This window comes from Streptomyces ardesiacus (assembly GCF_003112575.1).
Classification (GTDB): domain Bacteria; phylum Actinomycetota; class Actinomycetes; order Streptomycetales; family Streptomycetaceae; genus Streptomyces; species Streptomyces ardesiacus.
In genome coordinates this window covers 371406-390739 of the sequence record NZ_BEWC01000008.1, presented here as the reverse complement: position 1 = coordinate 390739, position 19334 = coordinate 371406, and the positions used below count along the sequence as shown (strand labels likewise).

Here is a 19334-nt window from a genome sequence, read left to right as displayed (position 1 = left end):
GGCCGCGTACGCCGGTGGCGTGCGCGGTCAGGCGGCGGGGACGCCGGGGGTGCCGGTCGCCGTCCCGGGGACGGCGCGGCGGGTCGGTGCGGTGCCCACCCCGCGGACCAGGCCGAGGCGGGCGGCGGCGAGGTAGAGCACGAAGGCGACGGCGATCGAGTTGATCGACGGCAGGCCCCAGTCGACGTACTTCCCCACGACGGCCGCGACGGCCCAGGTGATCAGTCCGGCGGGCACCCACATGGGCGAGGCGGCGGGGAGTTCGCCGCTGTCGCGGGTCTCGTCCAGGCCGGAGCGCCAGGTGCGGGCGACGAAGTACTCGGCGACCATGATCCCGGCGATCGGCGGGAAGAGGACGCCCAGCAGGTCGAGGAAGTCGGTGAAGTTGTCGAGGACCCCGGCCGCGCCCAGCAGGGAGCCGAGCACCCCGACGACGACGGTGACGGCGCCCCGGTGGAGGCGGCGGCCGAAGGCCTGGTCGACGAAGGTGACGACGCCGAGGGAGGCGGCGTACAGGTTCCAGTCGTTCACCTTGATGGTGGCGGCCACGATGATCAGTGTGCCGAGGAAGCCCGAGGTGGACGTGACGATGGCGATGACGTCGTTGGTGCGCAGGGCGAGGGCGAGGAGCACGCCGATCAGGCCGATGACGTACTCGCCGACCGTGATGCCGACGACCGTCTGCTTGACGACGTCCTTGCCGCTGCGGTTGAAGCGGCTCATGTCGGGGGTGATGACCGCGCCGACGATGAAGCCGCCCGCGACGATGGTGGTGCCCTGGAGCAGGGACAGCGAGGGTCCCGCCGGCTGGGCGGAGGTCAGGGCGCCCAGGTCGTGCCGGGACAGTTCGACGGTGATGGACCAGCCCGCCATCAGCAGGAAGGCGGGGACGGTGACGTAGGCGGCCCACGCCATGGAGCCTACGCCGTGGACCACGATCGCGGTGATGAGCAGTCCCACCACCAGGGCCCAGCCCCAGGAGGGCAGGACGCCGACGAGGTTCACCAGGCCGTCCGCGGAGACCGCGTTCTGGATGCCGAACCAGCCGACGGCGCTGATGCCGATGGCGAGTCCGATGAGGGAGGCGCCGGCCGCGCCGAACCCGGTCCAGCGGGCCAGCAGCGACGTGGAGAGCCCCTCGCGCTGGCCGGCGATGCCGGTGAAGACCGTCATGACCTCGAGGATCACCGCGCCGAGGGTGATGGCGAGTACGGCGTTCCAGAAGGTCATGCCGAAGCCGAGGGTCGCGCCGATGAGGAAGCTGGCCAGGGTGGAGAGCTGGCCGAAGCGCTGGGTCGCCACCGAGAACCAGTGGAACCGGGCCGTCTGCGGCACGCGGGCCAGCGCGTGGTCGTCGTGTCCTGAAGAGGACGCCATGGGGACTCCAGAGGGGCGGGGCGCCGGATGCGGTGCGCCGAGACTAGGCCGCCGCCCCCGGGCGGTCACCGTGCATCAGGCACCGGTTCGCGGCATCGGCAGGGCACCCCGCACAGTCGGGCGGTGGCCACGGACCGGGGCGGACGCGTCGGCGGTGCGGTCGGCACCGTCGTCGCCCCCCGGCTGTGCGCCTCGCACCTTGTGCCCCTCGGCGGGCCCGCGCAGGGTGGGCCGACCGCCCCACCCGCCCCCTGGAGGTGCTGTGAAGCTCACGGTCGTGCTCCCCGTCATCACCGACGCGTTCACCGAGGAGGTCCGCCGCGAGGTGGGCGCCTGGGTGTCGCCCGGCACGGAGGTCGAGGTCCGCCGCATCGCGCGGGGCACCGCCTCCATCGAGTCCGAGTACGACGAGGCCCTCGCCGGCCCCGGCATCCTCGACGCGGTGGGTGAAGCCGCCGCGGACGGCGCGGACGCGGTGTTCGTCAGCTGCTTCGGCGACCCCGGCGTGCAGGCGGCCCGGGAGATCGTGGACATCCCGGTGGTCGGCGGCTTCGAGCCCGCGGTGCTCACCTCCCTCGCGCTCGGCGAGCGCACGGGGGTGATCACCGTCCTGCCGAACGTGCTGCCGATGCTGCACGGCCTGGTCCGGCGCTACGCGCTGACCGGGCGGGTCGGACCGATCCGGGTCGTCGACATCCCCGTCCTCGACCTGGACGCCGGCGACCGGCTGGTCGACGCACTCGCCGAGCAGGCCCGGGCCGCGGTGGCGGCGCGGGAGGCGGACGTGATCGTGCTGGGCTGCACCGGGATGCTGGGCGTCGCCGCGGCCCTCCAGGAGCGCCTGGCCGCCGAGGGCCCGTTCGTCCCTGTCGTCGACCCCACGGGTGCTGCGATCATGTGGCTGGAGTCGCAGGTGCGGCTCGGGGTGCGGCCCAGCCGTACCACCTACCTGCCGCCCCGGCCGAAGGACCGCATCGCCTGACGACCATCCCCCGTCCGCCTGGCCCACGACCCTGGAGTTGCCCCATGGCCCTCGACGTCGCCGCGATCCGCGCGCACGTGCCCGCCCTGAAGTCCGGTACCGCGCGGTTCGACGCGCCGGGCGGTACGCAGACCCCGCAGCCGGTGATCGACGCCATCGCGGCGGCACTGACCGCACCGCTCGCCAACCGGGGGCGCAACACCGAGGGCGAGCGCAACGCGGACCGGATCGTCGACGAGGCGCGGTCCGCGCTCGCCGACCTCCTCGGGACCACGCCGGGGACGGTCGTCTTCGGGCGCAGCGCCACCCAGCTCGCCTACGACCTGTCGCGGACCCTGGCCAAGGGCTGGGGGCCGGGCGACGAGGTGGTGGTCACCCGGCTCGACCACGACTCGAACATCCGGCCCTGGGTGCAGGCGGCCGAGGCGGCCGGGGCAGACGTGCGGTGGGCGGACTTCGACCCGGCCACGGGCGAGCTGCGTCCCGAGCACCTCGCGGCGGTGCTGGGGCCGCGCACCAGGCTGGTCGCGGTGACCGCCGCGTCGAACCTGATCGGGACCATGCCGGACCTGCCGGCGCTGGCGTCCCTCGTGCACTCGAACGGGGCGCACTTCCACGTCGACGCGGTGCACTACGCCTCGCACGCCGTGGTGGACCTGGCGGCGACGGGCGCGGACACGCTGGTGTGCTCGCCGTACAAGTTCCTCGGCCCGCACCTGGGCGTGCTGACCGGCCGGGCCGAACTGCTGGAGTCGCTGCGCCCGGACAAGCTGCTGCCGTCCGCCGACACCGTGCCCGAGCGTTTCGAACTGGGCACCCTGCCCTACGAGTTGCTGGCCGGGGCGAGCGCGGCGGTGGACTTCCTGGCGGGGCTCGACCCCGAGGCCGGGGGCTCTCGCCGGGACCGGCTGGTCGCCTCCTTCGCGGCACTGGAGGCGCACGAGGACGCGCTGCGCGAGCGGCTCGAACGAGGGCTCGCGGAGCTCGACGGGATCACCGTGTACTCACGGGCCGCGCGGCGCACTCCGACGCTGCTGTTCACCGTGGCGGGCCTGCGCCCGGCCGACGTCTACCGGCAGCTCGCCGAGCGGGCGGTCGACGCGCCGGCCGGTTCCTTCTACGCGGTGGAGGCGGCGCGCCGGCTGGGCCTCGGCGACGAGGGCGGCGTACGCGTGGGCCTGGCGCCGTACACCAGCGCGGAGGACGTGGACCGGCTGCTGACGGCGCTCGGCACCCTGGAGCGCTGAGACACACCCCGCACCTCCGCGGAACACCCCCGCACCTCCGCGGAACACCGCGCAGGATGCCCGGCAGAGCGAAGCGGCACGCGCCCCCGCGTGCCGCTTCGCCGTGTGGTCCACCCCCTCGCCGGAGTCAGGTCAGCGGTACGGTCACCTCCCCGGCGCCCTCCGCGCTCGCGCCGCCCGCGACCCGGACGGTGAAGGGACGGTCCGTACCGCTCGCGGTCACCCGCAGGGCGTCCCCGTCGCGCCGCACGCGGAAGCTCGCGGCCGGTGCGCCCAGCAGGTCGGGCACGGTCACCTCGGCCGCGTAGTCGGCGTCGGCGCCCGGGTGGACCAGCAGGGTCGGCGCGTCCAGCCAGTCGCCGTCGGGCCGTTGGTCGTCGGAGGCCAGCGGCAGGACGGCGCCCTCGCGGACGTACAGCGGCAGGCTGTCGTAGCCGTGCCGTTCGGTGCGCCAGGCCGGGCCGGTGACGCGCTCGCCGGACAGGAGGTGGGTCCAGGTGCCCGCGGGGAGGTAGACCTCGACCTCGCCCTCCTCGGTGAAGACCGGGGCGACCAGGACGTCGGGGCCGAGCATGTACTGGCGGTCCAGCGGACGGCACGCCGGGTCGTGCGGGAACTCCAGGACCATCGGCCGCATCATCGGCACGCCGGTGCGGTGGGCCTCGGCGGCGACGCCGTACAGGTACGGCATCAGGCGGTGCTTGAGGAGGGTGAAGCCGCGGGCGACGTCCACGGCCTCCTCGCCGAACTCCCACGGCACCCGGTACGACGAGGAGCCGTGCAGCCGGCTGTGCGAGGAGAGCAGGCCGAAGGCCAGCCAGCGCTTGAAGACCGCCGGGTCGGGCGTGCCCTCGAAGCCGCCGATGTCGTGGCTCCAGAAGCCGAAGCCGCTCAGGGACAGGGACAGGCCGCCGCGCAGTGACTCGGCCATCGCCTCGAAGGACGACCAGCAGTCGCCGCCCCAGTGGACCGGGTACTGCTGGCCGCCCGCGGTCGCCGAACGGGCGAAGAGGACGGCCTCGCCCTGACCGCGCTCCTTCTCCAGGAGTTCGAAGACGGTGCGGTTGAACAGGTGCGTGTAGTAGTTGTGCATGCGCTCCGGGTCGGAGCCGTCGTGCCAGACCACGTCGGTGGGGACGCGCTCGCCGAAGTCCGTCTTGAAGCAGTCCACACCCTGGTCGAGCAGCGGCTTGAGCTTCCCGGCGTACCAGTCGCGGGCGGCCGGGCTGGTGAAGTCGACCAGCCCCATGCCGGCCTGCCACAGGTCCCACTGCCAGATGTCGCCGTCCGGCCTGCGCACCAGGTGCCCGAGGGCGGCGGCCTCGTCGAACAGCGGGGACTTCTGGGCGATGTAGGGGTTGATCCAGGCGCTGACCCTCAGCCCCTTGGCCTTGAGCCGGGCGAGCATGCCGTCGGGGTCCGGGAAGACGTCCGGGTCCCACTGGAAGTCGCACCACTGGTACTCGCGCATCCAGAAGCAGTCGAAGTGGAAGACGGAGAGCGGGATGCCGCGCTCGGCCATGCCGTCCACGAAGGACGTCACGGTCTGCTCGTCGTACGACGTGGTGAAGGACGTGGTGAGCCACAGGCCGAAGGACCAGGCGGGCGGCAGGGCGGGGCGGCCGGTGAGGGCGGTGTAGCGGGTGAGGACGTCCTTGGGGGCGGGCCCGGCGACGACGTAGTACTCCAGCGTCTGGTCCTCGACGCTGAACTGCACCTGGCCGACGGACTCGGAGCCGACCTCGAAGGAGACGGCGCCGGGGTGGTTGACGAAGACGCCGTAGCCGCGCGAGGAGAGGTAGAACGGGATGTTCTTGTACGCCTGCTCGCTGCTGGTGCCGCCGTCGGCCTGCCACATGTCGACGACCTGGCCGTTCTTGACGAACGGGGTGAAGCGCTCGCCGAGGCCGTAGATCTGCTCGCCGACGCCGAGGGCGAGGCGGCTGAGCATGTGGTGGGCGCCGTCGCCGGTGGTGGCGAAGGCGGTGCCCTTGGCGTCGGCGCGGGTCAGCTCGCGTCCGTCCGCGTCGTGGAAGGTGAGGCCCCAGGGCCCCTCCCGGTCCAGGCGGAGGGTGAGCGGACCGCTGGTCAGCTCGGTGACGGTGCCGTCCTGACGGACCTCGCCGGCCCCGTCCGCCGCGCCGGCGAGGGCGAAGTCGGGGCCGGGCCGGCGCTTGCCGGCGTGGTGGGTGACGCGGACGCCGATGACACCCTCGGCGGGAGAGAAGCACTCGACCGTGAGGAGCGGCGCGTTGAGCGTGTCCCCCCTCCGCGTCACCTTCTTCACGGCGGCATGGGCGGTGAAGCGCTTCGATTGGGGACGTACATCGCGTACCTCGGTGGCGTACGAGAGATGCACACCCTCGCGGATGAGCCAGAAGCCGTCGGTGAACTTCATGATCTTCCTCGGGTGGGGCGGGAGCTGTCGGATGGGGAGCACGGAGGCCGTCTCACAGCGTTTTGATCGTACACAAAACAAATCCCCGCGCCGAGGCGCTCACCGTGGTCGAACGGCTCTGACCAGCGGTTACTACCGCAGAGAACAAGTTCATCACCCAACGGAGCCAAGAGAGGGGGGCCACTTTCCTCTAGCGCCGGAGCGGGTTCGTGACGTATTAGTCATGTCATCAAACAAATCGGTCCGGCGAGGAAGCCGGACGGTACGACAGCAAGGGCCGCACCATGTCGAAGCGCTTCACCTCGCTCGCCTTGACAGCACACCCTCCGGCTGCCACGCGCCGCGGGCGTGGACGCTCACGCCGCGTCCTCGCGCCGTTCACGGCCGTGTCCGTGCTGGTCGCCGGAGCGGCGCTGGCCGGCTGCGGTCAGCAGCGCGACGCCGACACGTACACCGTGATGAACTCCTCGACCGACGAGTCGTACCACCGCTGGGACGCGGAGGCGATGGCCCGCTGCGGCAAGGAGCTGGGCGTCACCATCGAGCAGCAGAGCGTCCCCGCCGCGCAGGTGATGACGAAGGCGCTGCGCATGGCCTCCTCCAAGTCGCTGCCCGACATCGTGCAGTTCGACGCGTCCGAGATGCCGACCTTCGCCGACGCGGGCGGCCTGGTGGACCTGAGGACCCTGGGGCTGAGCACCGACGACATCCCCGACGGCATCGTCGACTTCGGCTCGTACAAGGGGACGTACTACGGCGCGGCCCGCTCCGTGAACACCCTCGCCCTCTTCTACAACAAGGACGTCCTGGACAAGGCGGGCGTGCGGGTGCCCACCACCTGGGCCGAGCTGCGGGAGACGGCGAAGAAGCTCACGCGGGGCAAGCAGTACGGCCTGGCGCTCAGCGCGGGCGGCGCGGAGGACGGCGTCTTCCAGTTCACGCCCTTCATGTGGTCCAACGGCGGCGACGAGACCGACCTGGACGGCCCGAAGGTCGTCGAGGCCCTGGACTACTGGAAGGGCCTGCTGAAGGACGGTTCGCTGTCGAAGTCCACGGTCAACTGGACGCAGGCGGACGTCAACGACCAGTTCATGGCCGGCAACGCGGCGATGATGGTCAACGGCCCGTGGCAGGTGGAGACCCTCAACGGCGACAAGTCGCTGCACTGGGGCATCGCGCCGATCCCGGTGCCCCGGACCGGCGAGGACTCGGTGGGTCCGCTCGGCGGCGCCGTCCTGACCGTGCCGAACACCGGTGACGAGGCACGGGAGAAGACCGCCGGGAAGATCGTCGCCTGCCTGGCGAGCGAGAAGGAGCAGCTCACCTACGCGCTCAACAGCTGGATGGTCCCCGCCAACGCCAAGGCCGCCGCCGTCTGGCGCGAGAAGGTGCCCGAGCTGGACTCCCTCGCCGACCAGGTGGCCGTCGCCCGGTCCCGGACGGCGAAGCTCGGCGCCGGCTGGTCGAGCGTGTCGCTCGCCCTGCAGAGCGCCTTCCAGTCCGCCCTGACCGGCCAGTCCAGTGAGACCGCCCTGAAGCGCGCCCAGCAGCGGGCCACGAGCGGGAACTGAGGTACGCCCCCATGACCACGCCCACCTCCACCGTCTCCGCGCAGGCGCCCTCGACCACGTCCCTCGCCGCCGCGCCGGACCCCGGCCGGATCGCGCGCCGCCGCAGGCTCGCCCAGTGGGGGTTCGTCGCCCCCGCCGTCGTCTTCATGCTGCTGTTCTTCGGCTACCCGCTCGTGCGCAACGTCGTGATGAGCTTCCAGGACTACACGCCGAAGACCTTCTTCACCGGTGAGGCGCCCTTCAACGGCGCCGACAACTGGTCCCACGTGTTCCAGGACGCCCTGTTCGGCAAGGCCCTGTGGCACACGCTCGTCTTCACGGCCGGCTCGCTGCTCGGCCAGTTCTGCATCGGTCTGGCGCTCGCGGTCTTCTTCAGCCGCCGCTTCCCGCTCAACGGGGTGCTGCGCTCGCTGATCCTGCTGCCCTGGCTGGTGCCCATGGTGGTGTCCGGCATCGTCTGGCGGCGCATCCTCGACCAGGACACCGGGGTGCTCAACTCGTTCCTGGACACCCTGGGCATCGGCGGCCACACGCCGTGGCTGACGAGCCCGGAGATGGCTCTGCTGTCGGTCGTCCTGGTCAACATCTGGATCGGCATCCCCTTCAACATGGTCATCCTGTACGGCGGTCTCCAGGAGATCCCGAAGGAGCTGCACGAGGCCGCCGCCCTCGACGGCGCCTCGGCCTGGCGGACCTTCCGCTCGGTCACCCTGCCGATGCTCAAGCCCGTCGTCACGGTCGTCCTCGTGCTCGGCTTCATGTCGACGGTGAAGATCCTCGACCTGATCCTCGCCCTGACCGACGGCGGCCCGGCCGACGCCACCCAGACGCTGGGCACGCTGACCTACCAGAACTCGTTCGTCCAGCTCGACTTCGGCGCGGGCGCCGTCGTCGGCAACGTACTCATCCTGATCTCCGCCGTGTTCGCGGTGTTCTACCTGCGGGCCAACCGCACCGAGGGGAAGTGACGTCCATGGCCTCCCACACGCCCACCGCCTCCCGGCGCCGCTGGGGTTCCACCGTCGCCGGCGTGCTCATCCTGTGCGTGATGCTGTTCCCGCTGTACTGGATGCTCAACACCGCGCTCCAGCCCGACTCGGGGCTGCTGCAGGTCGACCCGGTGCCGGGCAGCCTGGACCTGTCCGGCTTCTCCAAGGCGGTCACCGACCAGGGCGGGCACCTGCTGACCTCGCTGGCGGTCTCCCTCGGCGCGGTCGCCATCTGCCTGGTGATCTCCGCGCCGGCCGCCTACGGCCTCGCGCGGTTCGGGCTGCGCGGCTCGCGCACCATCGTGTTCGGCACGCTGATCACCCAGATGGTGCCGGGCATCGTCATCGCCAACGCCCTCTACAACTCCTACGTCGACCTGGGCCTGGTCAACTCCTACTTCGGCCTGATGCTGGCCGACGCCTCGCTGGGCATCCCGTTCTCGATCGTGCTGATGCGCTCCTTCATGGTGTCGATCCCGGGCGAGGTGATCGAGGCCGCGCAGATCGACGGAGCGGGACCGGTACGCACCTTCGTCCGGGTGGTGCTGCCGATGAGCCGCAACTCCCTGATCACCTCGGGGCTGTTCGCGTTCCTGTTCTCGTGGAGCGACTTCATGTTCGCGCTCACCCTGAACACGACCGACGACGTCAAGCCCATCACCCTGGGCATCTACCAGTACATCGGCGCGCACGTCGGCGACTGGGGCTCGGTGATGGCCGCCTCCGTGCTGTCGGCGGTGCCCGCCGCGATCCTCCTCGTCCTCGCCCAGAAGTACATCGCCGCCGGGATCACCGGCGGTTCCGTCAAGTGAACCCCGCACACCCCGCACGTACGGAGATGAGCACCACAGCATGAGTGACTACCCCGGTTTCCCGCCCGGCTTCGTCTTCGGCGCCGCGACCGCCTCGTACCAGATCGAGGGCGCGGCGGCCGAGGACGGCCGCGGTCCTTCGATCTGGGACACCTACAGCCACACCCCTGGGCTGGTGGTGAAGGGCGACACCGGTGACGTGGCCTGCGACCACTACCACCGCTACCCCGAGGACGTGGCCCTGCTCCGCGACCTCGGCGTGGACTCCTACCGCTTCTCGATCGCCTGGCCGCGGATCGTGCCGGACGGCTCGGGCGCCGTGAACCCCAAGGGCCTGGACTTCTACTCCCGTCTGGTGGACGAACTGCTCGCGGCGGGCATCGAACCGGCCGCCACCCTCTACCACTGGGACCTGCCGCAGGCCCTGGAGGACCGGGGCGGCTGGCGGGTGCGGGAGACGGCGGAGCGCTTCGCCGAGTACACGGCGGTGGTCGCGGAGCACCTGGGCGACCGGGTGCCGCGCTGGATCACCCTCAACGAGCCCTGGTGCAGTGCCTTCCTCGGCTACTCCATCGGCCGGCACGCGCCGGGCGCCAAGGAGGGCCGGGGCGCGCTGGCCGCCGCCCACCACCTGCTGGTCGGTCACGGGCTGGCCGTGCGGGCGCTGCGCGCGGCCGGGGTGCGCGAGGTCGGCATCACGCTCAACCTGGACCGCAACCTGCCCGCGACCGACTCCCCCGCCGACGCCGCGGCGGTGGTCCGCGCGGACACCCAGCACAACCTGGTGTGGACCGAGCCGATCCTCGCGGGCCGCTACCCGGCCACCGAGGAGGAGACCTGGGGCGAGCTGATCACCGGGGAGGACTTCCGCCGCGACGGCGACCTGGAGCTGATCTCCCAGCCGCTCGACTTCCTCGGCGTCAACTACTACCGCCCGATCGTGGTCGCGGACGCCCCGCACCGCGAGAGCGACCCCGCGCTGCGCGTGGCGACGGACAACCGCTACGAGGAGGTGCGGCTCCCCGGGGTGCGGCACACGGCGATGGGCTGGCCGGTCGTCCCGGACAGCTTCACCGACCTGCTCGTCGCGCTGAAGGAGCGGTACGGCGACGCGCTGCCGCCCGTCCACATCACGGAGAACGGCTCGGCGGAGGACGACGCGCCCGCCGCCGACGGCACGGTGCACGACACCGACCGCGTCGCCTACCTGCGCGACCACCTGACCGCGCTGCGCGCGGCGATCGACGCGGGCGTGGACGTGCGCGGCTACTACGTGTGGTCCCTGCTGGACAACTTCGAGTGGGCGTACGGCTACGACAAGCGCTTCGGCATCGTGCGGGTCGACTACGACACGCAGGAGCGCACGCCGAAGGACAGCTACCGCTGGTACCGGGAGATGATCGCCGCGCACCGCGGGTGACCCGGGCAGGGTGCGGAGGGCGGCCGGACGGCCGCCCTCCGCATCAGCCCGCGTCCCGTTCCGCGTACGCCGCCGGGTCGGCCGGCACCTCGCGGACGATCACACCGGCCGCGCCCCGGGCCCCGTCGCCGAGCGAGGAGGAGGCCCGAAGCCGTCGACCGCCCTCGTGGCTAGGCCGGCAGGTTCCACTTCTGGGTGCCGAGGCCGTTGCAGTCGTAGATCTGCAGCCTGGTGCCGTTGGCGGTGCCGCCGGACGGGATGTCCAGGCAGCGGCCGGACTGGGGGTTGAACAGCGAGCCGTCGGCCCGGTGGCGCCACTGCTGGCCGCCGACGCCCGGGGCGCAGTCCCACACCTGGACCTTGGTGAAGTTGGCCGTGCCGTTGCCGTCGATGTCCAGGCACTTGCCGAAGGCGCGCACCGTGCCGTCGGGGGCCACGGACCAGCGCTGTCCGGTGGCGGTGCTGCAGTCCCACAGCTGGGCGGCGTTGCCGTTGCCACTGGTGTTGGTGTCGACGTCGAGGCACTTGCCCGCGACCCACGGCGTGGTGACCCGGCCGACCGGTCCGCCGAGGCCGCCGGTGCCGAAGCGGACCTGGCACTGGTTGCCGGTGCCGAGCCAGGTGGCGGTCAGGTAGAGGAAGGAGGTGCCGTCGGCGCGCGGCACGATCGGTGAGCTGTAGCCGGGGCAGGAGGGCTCGCCGGGGTTGTAGCCGCCGGTGGGGTCGGTCAGGACCGGGGCCTCGATCTCGGTCCACTCCCCCGCGCCGAGGTCGGTGTTGGCGAAGACCACGGTGCCGGACTCCGACAGGACCGTCTTGTTCCCGGTGGGTCCGCTCACCACGCGCTGGCCGGACATCAGCAGGGTGCCGTCGGGGCCGCCGCCCGGTACCCAGGCGAGGTAGGGGGTGTGCAGCAGTTCCCTGCCGTCGGCGGTGCGCACCAGGGTGCCCCGGTTGTCGGCGGGCGCCCAGTTCAGACCGTCGGGGCTGGTCTTGGTGTACACCTCGCAGGCGTGGTCGGCGTCGGTGGCGTCCCGGCACATCTCGTACGCCATCATGAACCGCCCGTCGGGCAGCGGGACGACGATCGACATGCCGGGGCGGGCGAGGTTGTCGGCGGGGAAGGCGACGTCCTGGGTGAGCGTGCCGCTCCAGGTGCGGCCGCCGTCGGTGGAGGTGTAGTGGCCGATGACCTGGTTGTTGGTGGGGCTGTTGGCGGGCCGCTCGTCGGAGATGAAACAGGCCAGTGTGTTGTCGGGGGCCAGCAGGAACCACGGTTCCCAGATGCCGTGCCCGATGGTGTCGGGCAGGCCGCTGGTGCGGGTGCAGTCGGAGAGGTACTGCCAGCTCCGGCCGTGGTCGGTGCTCTTGAACACCTCGACGCGCTGGGTGGTGTAGTCACCGGCCTTCCAGGCGGTGCCGGCGGCGAGGAGGTCGCCCTGGTTCAGGCCGTTCGCGGTGCGCGGCACCTCGTAGAGGACGGGTGCCTCGATGTCCCAGCCCGCCGTGTGCGAGGTGATGGTGGACAGGGGAGCGGCGCTCCAGGTGCGGCCGCCGTCGGTGCTGCGGTGGACGGGCAGCGTGTTGCTGGCGCCCTGTTCGCGCTTGGCGTAGGTGGCCAGCATGGTCTGGCCGGCCGAGCCGTCGTGGTCGAGGCGGACGGCGCGGGGGTAGCTGTTGTCGCCCTGCGGGTGGGCCGCGAGGTCGGGTGATGCCAGGACCTGCCCGGCGGGCGCCGCCGAGGCGGGCTGCGACCACAGGGACAGCAGGGCCGTGAGCAGGGCGAGGACGCCGAGCAGGGCCGGTGATCTTCCGTGGGTGAGTGAGGGGTTGCGCACGGGTCGACTCCTTGGTGGTGGGGATGTCGGATGGTGCGGGGTCGGCGGGGTGGGTGGGACGGAGGTCAGGCGGTGGGGCGGGCCAGGGGGTCGTCGCCGATGTGCGGGGCGGTCCGCGTGTCCACGTCCAGCGCGGTCCGGGCGGCGACGGTGCCGTCCACGACCAGCGCCAGGTGCAGCCGCCCGCTGACCCAGCCGTCGGGCAGCGTGGCGGGCACCGTGACGGCGGCGCCGAGGACGTAGGGCTTGGCCTCCGCGCGGCAGCCGGGGACGGCGTCGCCGGGCGCGTCGGGTGTCGTGGCGTACACCGGGGTCCAGGTGGTGTGAACCGTGCCCGCGACGGGGTCGGTGCCGTGGTGGGAGACGTGCACGTCGACCGTGAAGTCGGGGCCGGCGGTGAGCAGGTCGCGGCCCGGCGCCACCGGCGTCACGTCCAGGACGAGGGTGGTCGGCGCGTTGACGTGGGCCGGGTCGACACCTGCCAGGTCCTTCGCCCCGCGCCCGAAGTCCAGCAGCCCGGCGCTCTCGTGCTCGATGTCGTACAGCTCCGTGTACACGTACCCGGCGAGCCGGTCGTGACGGCGCAGCTCCTGGGTCTGCCAGCGCAGGTGCCAGGCGCGGTCCAGGCCGGTGAAGCCGCCGCCGTACTCGCTGTTGAGGTTGGGCAGGCCGCGCAGCGGCTGGCCGGGGACGGCGAGCTTCTTGTGGACGACGAAGTCGGGGCCGAGCTTGACGGGGAAGTCGTCGCGTTCGCCGGAGAGCAGGTCGGCGACGGTGGTGGCCCAGGAGGCGGCGCTCTCGTCGTAGTAGTGCCAGTCGAGCAGGTCGGTCTTGACGTGGGTCCAGCCGGAGTTGTCGACGACCGGGCGGGTGGGGTCGAGGGCCTTGAGGCGGTCGTAGGCGTCGGCGGTGGCGCGCTGCTTGGCCGGGTCGCCGGGGATGTCCCAGTCCAGGCCCCATTCCTCGTTGTACAGGCCCCAGATGACGATGGCGGGGCTGTTGCCGTCGCGTTCGACCATCGGCTCGATCTGCTCCGTGAAGGCGGTGACGGAGGCGGGCGAGAAGCGGCCGGGCGAGGCGGGTTCGGCCCACAGGAGCATGCCGAGGGTGTCGGCGTGGTGGGTGAAGCGGGGATCCTCCAGCTTGAGGTGCTTGCGGACGAGGTTGTAGCCGGCCCCGGCCGCGAGTTCGAGGTCACGGCGCAGGGCGTCGTCGTCGGGGGCCGTGATGCCGGTCTCGGGCCAGTAGCCCTGGTCGAGCACGCCCCGCACGAACAGCCGCCGCCCGTTGAGGTACAGGGATTCGCCGTCGACGGTGAGGGTGCGCAGTCCGGTGTAGGCGGCGACCCGGTCGGTGCCGTCGGCGGAGGTCAGTTCGGCGTCGACGTGGTAGAGGTGCGGGTCCTCGGGCGACCACAGCCTCGGCGCGGGGAGCGGGAGTTCGGTGCGCAGCCGTCCGCCCGGGTCCAGGGTCGCCGTGACGGCGGTGTTCTCGTCGCGTACCCGCAGCCGCAGTTCGGCGCGGTCCGCCGCGGGACCGTGCACGACGGCTTCGACGGTGATGCCGGTCAGGTCGTCGTTCGGGCGCAGCCGGAGCGCGGCGAGGTGGGTGGCGGGGCGGGCCTCCAGCCAGACGCTCTGCCAGATGCCGGAGGAGGGGGTGAAGCAGACGCCGTCGTAGTCGTCGCGGGGCATGCTGCGCTGCTTGCCGTGGGCGATGTCCCGCTTGTCCGCCGGGGCGTGGACCCGCACCGTGAGCAGGTGCTCTCCGTCGCCGAGCGCGTCGGTGACGTCGGCGGCGAAGGGGGTGTAGCCGCCCTCGTGGTGGGCGACCTCGGTGCCGTTGACCCAGACCGTGGCGGCGTGGTGCACGGCGCCGAAGTGCAGCACGACGCGCTGTCCGGCCCAGTCGGCGGGCACGGTGAACGTGCGCCGGTACCAGGCGGTCCGGAGCCAGTGCTCGGCGATGCCGGAGGCGGGCGTCTCCCAGGCGAAGGGCACGGTGATGGCGCGGTCGTAGCCGTCGGACGCGTCGGCGGTGTAGGCCTCGGCGGGATCGGCGCGGAAGTCCCAGGTGCCGTTGAGGGTGAGCCAGGAGTGGGAGCGGTCGAAGTGCGGGCGGGGGTATTCGGGACGGGGGGTGGTCATGGGCGTGTGTGCTCCGATTCGGTGCGGCTGGGGGCGGTGGGCGGTGTACGGGGTGAGGTCAGCCCTTGACGCTGCCCGCGAGGATCCCGTTGATGAAGTGGCGTTGCAGCAGGACGAACAGGGCGAGCACGGGCAGCATGGCGATGCTTCCGACGGCGAGCAGTTCGCCCCAGACGGTGGCGAAGTCGGCTCCGACGCGGTTGCCGGTGACGTTCTGCGCGAGGGTGGAGAGGACGACCTGGAGCGTCTGGTGGCTCTCGTCGTTGACGGCGACGACCGGCCAGACGAAGTCGTTGTAGATGTTCATGGCGGTCAGGACGCCGAGCGCGGCGATGCCCGGCCGGATGACCGGCACCACGATCCGGGCGAAGATGCCGAACTCGCTCGCCCCGTCCACCCGCCCGGCGTCGAGGAGTTCGTCGGGCACGGCGGCGATGGTCTGCCGCATCCAGAAGATGCTGAAGGCGTCGATGCTGCCGGGCAGGATCAGCGCCTGGTACGTGTTGACCCAGCCCAGTTCGCTCATCTCCAGGAGCAGCGGGATGACCAGCACGAGGGTCGGCAGCATCAGGGTGAGCATCAGCACGCCGAAGAGCAGGTTCTTGCCGGGAAAGCGGTACTTGGCGAAGGCGTAGCCGGCCAGCGGGCAGAAGAACATGGTCATCGCGCCCTTGACGGCCACGACGAGCACGGTGTTGACGAAGCCGGTGCCGATCGGCACGTCGTCGAACATGGCCCGGTAGTTGTCGAGCGTGGCCGAGCCGAGCGAGAAGGACAGCGGGTCGCGGACGATGTCGGCCGGCGGCTTCAGCGAGGAGCTGACGGCCCACCAGATGGGGTAGACGAACACGAGGGCGAGGAGGCCCAGTACGAGGTACTGGAGCGGACCCGGCCGGGGCTGGGACAGACTCCGGCCCGTCTTCTTGGTCTGGCTGGTCATGGTCACTCGTCCTTGGAGCGGAGCAGGCGCACGGACAGCAGGGACAGGGCGAACACCAGCAGCACGAGCAGGAAGGAGTTCGCGGCGCCGGTCCCGAGGTCGGACGCCAGGATGTGGTCGTAGAGGTAGAGCCCGCCGGTGGTGGTCGAGCCGTACGGGCCGCCCTGGGTGACGACGAACGGCTCGGCGAACATCTGGAACACCGCGAGGGTCTGCACCACGACGAGGAAGGCGATGCTGCGCCGCACCAGTGGCAGGGTCAGCGACCAGAACTGCCGCTTGCGCGAGGCGCCGTCGAGGGCGGCGGCCTCGTACACGTCGGCGGGCACGGCCTGGAGTCCGGCGAGCAGGATGATGATCGCGAACCCGGTGGTCTTCCACAGGAACAGCAGCGCGAGCGTCGGTTTGGCCCAGGCGGTCGACTGGAGCCAGTCGACGTCCGGCAGGCCGACCAGGTTGAACAGGTGGTTGACCAGCCCGTAGTCCGTGTCGAAGGCGACGATCCACACCTGGGCCATCGCCACCAGCGGGGTGACGAAGGGGGCGATGAAGGCGACCCGGAACATGCCGCGCAGCCGCAGCCGCGCGTTGGCCAGCAGCACCGCCGCGGCCAGGCCGCCGACGATCTGGAGGGGCACGATCAGCAGCCACATCACCGCGCTGTTGCCCAGCGAGGACCAGAACTCCTCGCTGGTGAGCAGGTAGGTGTAGTTCTCCAGGCCGATGAAGTTCGCCTCGCCTGCGCCCTTCCAGTCGGTGAAGCTCAACTGGAGCGCGAAGACGAGGGGGTAGACGCCGAAGGCCGCGAAGACCACGTAGAACGGCGCGACGAAGAGGTAGGGCGCGAGGAAGGGCCTGCGCCGGGAGCGGCGGGCGGGGCGCGGCGCGTCGGGCGCCGCCTTCTCCGTGCGCGACGGGGTGAGGGTGGCGGGTGTCATGCGCGGTCCACCAGGTTGCGCTGGATCTTCTTGGTGGAGTCGTCGATGACGTCGTCGGGTGCCATCTTCCCCTCGATGAGCCGCTGGAGGTTGTTGCCGAGGTAGTCGACGGACTTGGCCCACCAGGCCGGGATCGGCGCGGCGGACGGGATGGTGCCGGCGGCGTCCACGGCGACCTTCCACAGGTCCTGTCCGCCGAGCGCGGCCACCGGTTCGAACAGCGGCTTGTCGGGGCGGCGGGCGGGTCCGTAGCTCGGCACGGAGGTGGTCAGACCGCCCGGGTAGACCTCGCTCGGCCCGTACACCGCGATGTAGCCGGGCTCCTTGAAGCACAGGAACTCGTACAGCAGCCAGGCGAGTTCGGGGTTCTTCGCCTTCGCCGGGATGATGAAGCTGCTGCCGCCCATGGCGCCGCTGCGGGCCCCGCCCGGGGTCCAGGCGGGCAGGGGTGCGGCCCGCCACCTGCCCTTGCCCTTCTTCAGCAGCTGCTGGGGTGCGAAGGACCACCACACCGCCCACGGGACCAGGGCCTGCTGCCCGTTCTCCAGGGCGGCCAGGTCGGCCTGCTTGAGGTATTCGGTGTGGGTGACCAGGTCGTCGTCGACGGCGTCCCGGACCCAGTTGAGGATGGTGCGGTACTCCTTGGAGTCCAGCCGTACCCGTCCGTCGGCGTCGGCGAGGCTGGTGCCCTGCTGACCGGCGAGCATCTCCAGCCAGAGCTGGCCGAGGAAGGGGTCCTTCTCCATGTGCAGGGGGCGGGCCTTCGGGTTTTTCTCCCGCAGCGCCCGGGCCGCCGCCAGCAGGTCGTCGTAGGTCTTCAGCCCGGCCGGGTCGACCCCGGCGTCCTCCAGCAGGTCCTCGCGGTACCAGAGCAGCCCGGGGTCCAGGTCCCAGGGCACGCCGTAGATCCGGCCGTCGACGGTGTTGACCGAGAGCTTGTACGCCGAGGTCTTGTCGCGGTAGGGCGCTATCAGGTCGGTCAGGTCGTACAGGTGCTCCGCCTGGCCGCCGATCTTGGCGTCGTCCCAGAAGCTGCCGTCCGGCAGGTCGGTGCCGCTGATCAGGGTGTTGGCGAGCTTGGCGTCGATGTCGACGGCCTGGTGGTTGACCTTGATGTCCGGGTGGGCCTTGCGGAAGGCGTCGATCGCCGCGTCGAAGACCTTGAACAGGTCGCCCGAGCGGTTCCAGATGGTGATCTCGCCCTTGGCCGACGCACCCGGCGTCCCGGTGAGCTTGCGCGGCTCGGACCCGGAGGATCCGGGGGCGCACGCCGCGAGGGGACCGGCGGCCGCGGCGAGCGCGCCGGCGCCGAGCGCACCGCGCAGGACGCTGCGCCGGGGGACGAATGATCTGGACATGCACGGCTCCTCGATCGGGATGCGGGCTGGGAGTGCGGGAGAGGGGGTGGCTGAGCAGGGAGTGGACGTGGACGCGCGCAGGCGTCGTCGGCGGCGCGACGGCACGGGCGTGACCCGGACGCCGCCCGTCCTTTGCAACGATGCAGAGATGATGCTGCGCATTTTGCAACGATGCAATAGCTGGGTAACATCAACCTGCGTCAGCGCTGGTCCGCACGGGCAGGAACACGAGATGCTGCCGACCGATGCCCCGCGGGGGCGGTGAGGGGTAACTGGATGGCCGGCTCCACACTCCGCGACGTCGCCCGACGCGCGGGAGTCTCGATTCGCACGGTGTCCAACGTGGTCAACGGTTCGGTGCCCGTCTCCGACGAGTTGCGGGTCCGGGTGCAGGCCGCGCTCGACGAACTCGACTACCGGCCGAACCTGGTGGCCCGCAATCTCCGCCGGGGCCGCAGCGGCATGATCGCCCTGGTCGTCCCCGAGCTGGACGTGCCGTACTTTGCCGAACTGGCCCGCGAGGTGATCACCGCGGCCCGCACCCACGGGTACGTCGTCATGCTCGACCAGACGGACGGCGACGGCGACCGCGAACGGGAGCTGCTGGGCCGCGAGTCCCGCGCCACGATGTTCGACGGGCTGCTGCTGAGCCCGCTGTCCATCTCCGCGGACGAGCTGCGCCGGCGCACCAACAAGGTGCCCGTCGTCCTGCTCGGCGAGCACATCTTCAACGGCAGCTTCCACCACGTGGCGATCGACAACATCGTCGCGGCCAGGGAGGCGACGGAGCATCTGATCGGCCTCGGCCGTCGGCGGATCGCGGCCATCGGCGACCAGCCCTACAGCACCGGCGAGACCGCGCAGTTGCGCACGACGGGATACCGGCAGGCACTGGAACGGGCCGGTCTCACCGTCGACCGGGAGCTGATCGTCCCCACCCCGCGTTTCCACCGGCACCTCGGCGCCGAGGCCATGGAGCGCCTGCTCGCCCTGCCCGAGCCGCCCGACGCGGTCTTCTGCTACAACGACCTGCTGGCCATCGGCGCCATGCACACGCTGGCGCGGGCGGGCGTCCGGGTGCCCGAGGACATCGCCGTCGTGGGGGTCGACGGCATCCAGGAGGGCCGGTACAGCTCGCCGTCGCTGACCACCGTCGCCCCGGACAAGGCCGCGATCGCGCGCACGGCGGTGAGCACCCTGCTCGGCGTGATCGACGGTTCGGCGCCCGCGCCGACGGACGCCAAGGCGCCGCACCGGCTGCTGGTGCGGCAGAGCACGAGGGGGGCACCGGTCGACTGACGGCCGCCCGCCACCCCT

The 19334-nt window shown here is 71.6% G+C and carries 14 protein-coding genes; 7 read left to right on the top strand and 7 right to left on the bottom strand.

Annotated features, from left to right (window positions below; all coding sequences use genetic code 11):
- Positions 1-27: 27 nt before the first annotated feature.
- A complete protein-coding gene (locus Sdi02f_RS26760) occupies positions 28-1377 on the bottom strand; it encodes a purine-cytosine permease family protein (protein WP_037798141.1) in 1350 nt (449 codons plus the stop codon).
- Positions 1378-1639: 262 nt separating this feature from the next.
- On the opposite strand from Sdi02f_RS26760, the gene Sdi02f_RS26755 reads away from it, so the two are divergent.
- Together Sdi02f_RS26755 and Sdi02f_RS26750 are read left to right on the top strand one after the other, a co-directional pair.
- Positions 1640-2359, top strand: a complete 720-nt coding sequence (locus Sdi02f_RS26755; RefSeq protein ID WP_031034086.1) for an aspartate/glutamate racemase family protein — start codon at positions 1640-1642, stop codon at positions 2357-2359.
- Between the two features lie 44 nt (positions 2360-2403).
- Complete coding sequence (locus Sdi02f_RS26750) at positions 2404-3606, top strand: cysteine desulfurase-like protein (protein ID WP_030398828.1); 1203 nt, start codon at positions 2404-2406, stop codon at positions 3604-3606.
- 127 nt (positions 3607-3733) lie between these two features.
- Here the strand turns inward: Sdi02f_RS26750 and yicI are convergent, their stop codons facing one another.
- A complete protein-coding gene (gene yicI / locus Sdi02f_RS26745) occupies positions 3734-6004 on the bottom strand; it encodes an alpha-xylosidase (RefSeq protein WP_108934171.1) in 2271 nt (756 codons plus the stop codon).
- A 284-nt stretch (positions 6005-6288) separates the two neighbouring features.
- Between yicI and Sdi02f_RS26740 the strand changes: the two genes are divergently transcribed.
- The 4 genes from Sdi02f_RS26740 to Sdi02f_RS26725 are packed head-to-tail and all read left to right on the top strand — an operon-like array spanning position 6289 to position 10796.
- Positions 6289-7575: an ABC transporter substrate-binding protein gene (locus Sdi02f_RS26740; RefSeq protein WP_030398826.1), complete on the top strand. Its 1287-nt coding sequence runs from the start codon at positions 6289-6291 to the stop codon at positions 7573-7575.
- Between the two features lie 11 nt (positions 7576-7586).
- Positions 7587-8543, top strand: coding sequence for a carbohydrate ABC transporter permease (locus Sdi02f_RS26735; protein ID WP_108934170.1), 957 nt, complete (start codon positions 7587-7589; stop codon positions 8541-8543).
- 5 nt (positions 8544-8548) lie between these two features.
- A complete protein-coding gene (locus Sdi02f_RS26730; RefSeq protein WP_030398824.1) occupies positions 8549-9376 on the top strand; it encodes a carbohydrate ABC transporter permease in 828 nt (275 codons plus the stop codon).
- Between the two features lie 40 nt (positions 9377-9416).
- Positions 9417-10796, top strand: coding sequence for a GH1 family beta-glucosidase (locus tag Sdi02f_RS26725; protein ID WP_108934169.1), 1380 nt, complete (start codon positions 9417-9419; stop codon positions 10794-10796).
- A 170-nt stretch (positions 10797-10966) separates the two neighbouring features.
- On the opposite strand, the gene Sdi02f_RS26720 is transcribed toward Sdi02f_RS26725, so the two are convergent.
- The 5 genes from Sdi02f_RS26720 to Sdi02f_RS26700 all read right to left on the bottom strand — a co-directional run bounded on the left by Sdi02f_RS26720 (position 10967) and on the right by Sdi02f_RS26700 (position 18017).
- Positions 10967-12634 (bottom strand): sialidase family protein, encoded by a 1668-nt coding sequence (locus tag Sdi02f_RS26720; protein WP_053663353.1) that lies wholly within the window; start codon positions 12632-12634, stop codon positions 10967-10969.
- Between the two features lie 65 nt (positions 12635-12699).
- The gene (locus Sdi02f_RS26715; RefSeq protein ID WP_108934168.1) at positions 12700-14781 is read right to left on the bottom strand and encodes a glycoside hydrolase family 2 protein; all 2082 of its coding nucleotides are present in this window, start codon (positions 14779-14781) and stop codon (positions 12700-12702) included.
- A gap of 58 nt (positions 14782-14839) precedes the next feature.
- Positions 14840-15721 carry a carbohydrate ABC transporter permease gene (locus tag Sdi02f_RS26710; protein WP_174843397.1) on the bottom strand — a complete coding sequence of 294 codons (882 nt, stop codon included), beginning with the start codon at positions 15719-15721 and terminating at the stop codon, positions 14840-14842.
- Positions 15722-15723: 2 nt separating this feature from the next.
- Complete coding sequence (locus tag Sdi02f_RS26705) at positions 15724-16659, bottom strand: carbohydrate ABC transporter permease (RefSeq protein WP_030398819.1); 936 nt, start codon at positions 16657-16659, stop codon at positions 15724-15726.
- The gene (locus Sdi02f_RS26700) at positions 16656-18017 is read right to left on the bottom strand and encodes an ABC transporter substrate-binding protein (RefSeq protein WP_108934166.1); all 1362 of its coding nucleotides are present in this window, start codon (positions 18015-18017) and stop codon (positions 16656-16658) included. The genes Sdi02f_RS26705 and Sdi02f_RS26700 overlap by 4 nt, the downstream gene beginning before the upstream one ends.
- Positions 18018-18293: 276 nt before the next feature.
- Between Sdi02f_RS26700 and Sdi02f_RS26695 the strand changes: the two genes are divergently transcribed.
- Complete coding sequence (locus tag Sdi02f_RS26695; protein ID WP_030398817.1) at positions 18294-19316, top strand: LacI family DNA-binding transcriptional regulator; 1023 nt, start codon at positions 18294-18296, stop codon at positions 19314-19316.
- Positions 19317-19334 lie beyond the last annotated feature (18 nt).

What these genes read in the sequence shown, in the direction of transcription:
- Sdi02f_RS26710 (WP_174843397.1), bottom strand. Translation starts at nt 15,721, where the DNA reads ATGACCAGCCAGACCAAGAAGACGGGCCGGAGTCTGTCCCAGCCCCGG.
- Sdi02f_RS26730 (WP_030398824.1), top strand. Translation starts at nt 8,549, where the DNA reads ATGGCCTCCCACACGCCCACCGCCTCCCGGCGCCGCTGGGGTTCCACC.
- Sdi02f_RS26760 (WP_037798141.1), bottom strand. Translation starts at nt 1,377, where the DNA reads ATGGCGTCCTCTTCAGGACACGACGACCACGCGCTGGCCCGCGTGCCG.
- Sdi02f_RS26750 (WP_030398828.1), top strand. Translation starts at nt 2,404, where the DNA reads ATGGCCCTCGACGTCGCCGCGATCCGCGCGCACGTGCCCGCCCTGAAG.
- Sdi02f_RS26705 (WP_030398819.1), bottom strand. Translation starts at nt 16,659, where the DNA reads ATGACACCCGCCACCCTCACCCCGTCGCGCACGGAGAAGGCGGCGCCC.
- Sdi02f_RS26700 (WP_108934166.1), bottom strand. Translation starts at nt 18,017, where the DNA reads ATGTCCAGATCATTCGTCCCCCGGCGCAGCGTCCTGCGCGGTGCGCTC.
- Sdi02f_RS26725 (WP_108934169.1), top strand. Translation starts at nt 9,417, where the DNA reads ATGAGTGACTACCCCGGTTTCCCGCCCGGCTTCGTCTTCGGCGCCGCG.
- Sdi02f_RS26735 (WP_108934170.1), top strand. Translation starts at nt 7,587, where the DNA reads ATGACCACGCCCACCTCCACCGTCTCCGCGCAGGCGCCCTCGACCACG.
- Sdi02f_RS26740 (WP_030398826.1), top strand. Translation starts at nt 6,289, where the DNA reads ATGTCGAAGCGCTTCACCTCGCTCGCCTTGACAGCACACCCTCCGGCT.
- yicI (WP_108934171.1), bottom strand. Translation starts at nt 6,004, where the DNA reads ATGAAGTTCACCGACGGCTTCTGGCTCATCCGCGAGGGTGTGCATCTC.
- Sdi02f_RS26695 (WP_030398817.1), top strand. Translation starts at nt 18,294, where the DNA reads ATGGCCGGCTCCACACTCCGCGACGTCGCCCGACGCGCGGGAGTCTCG.
- Sdi02f_RS26715 (WP_108934168.1), bottom strand. Translation starts at nt 14,781, where the DNA reads ATGACCACCCCCCGTCCCGAATACCCCCGCCCGCACTTCGACCGCTCC.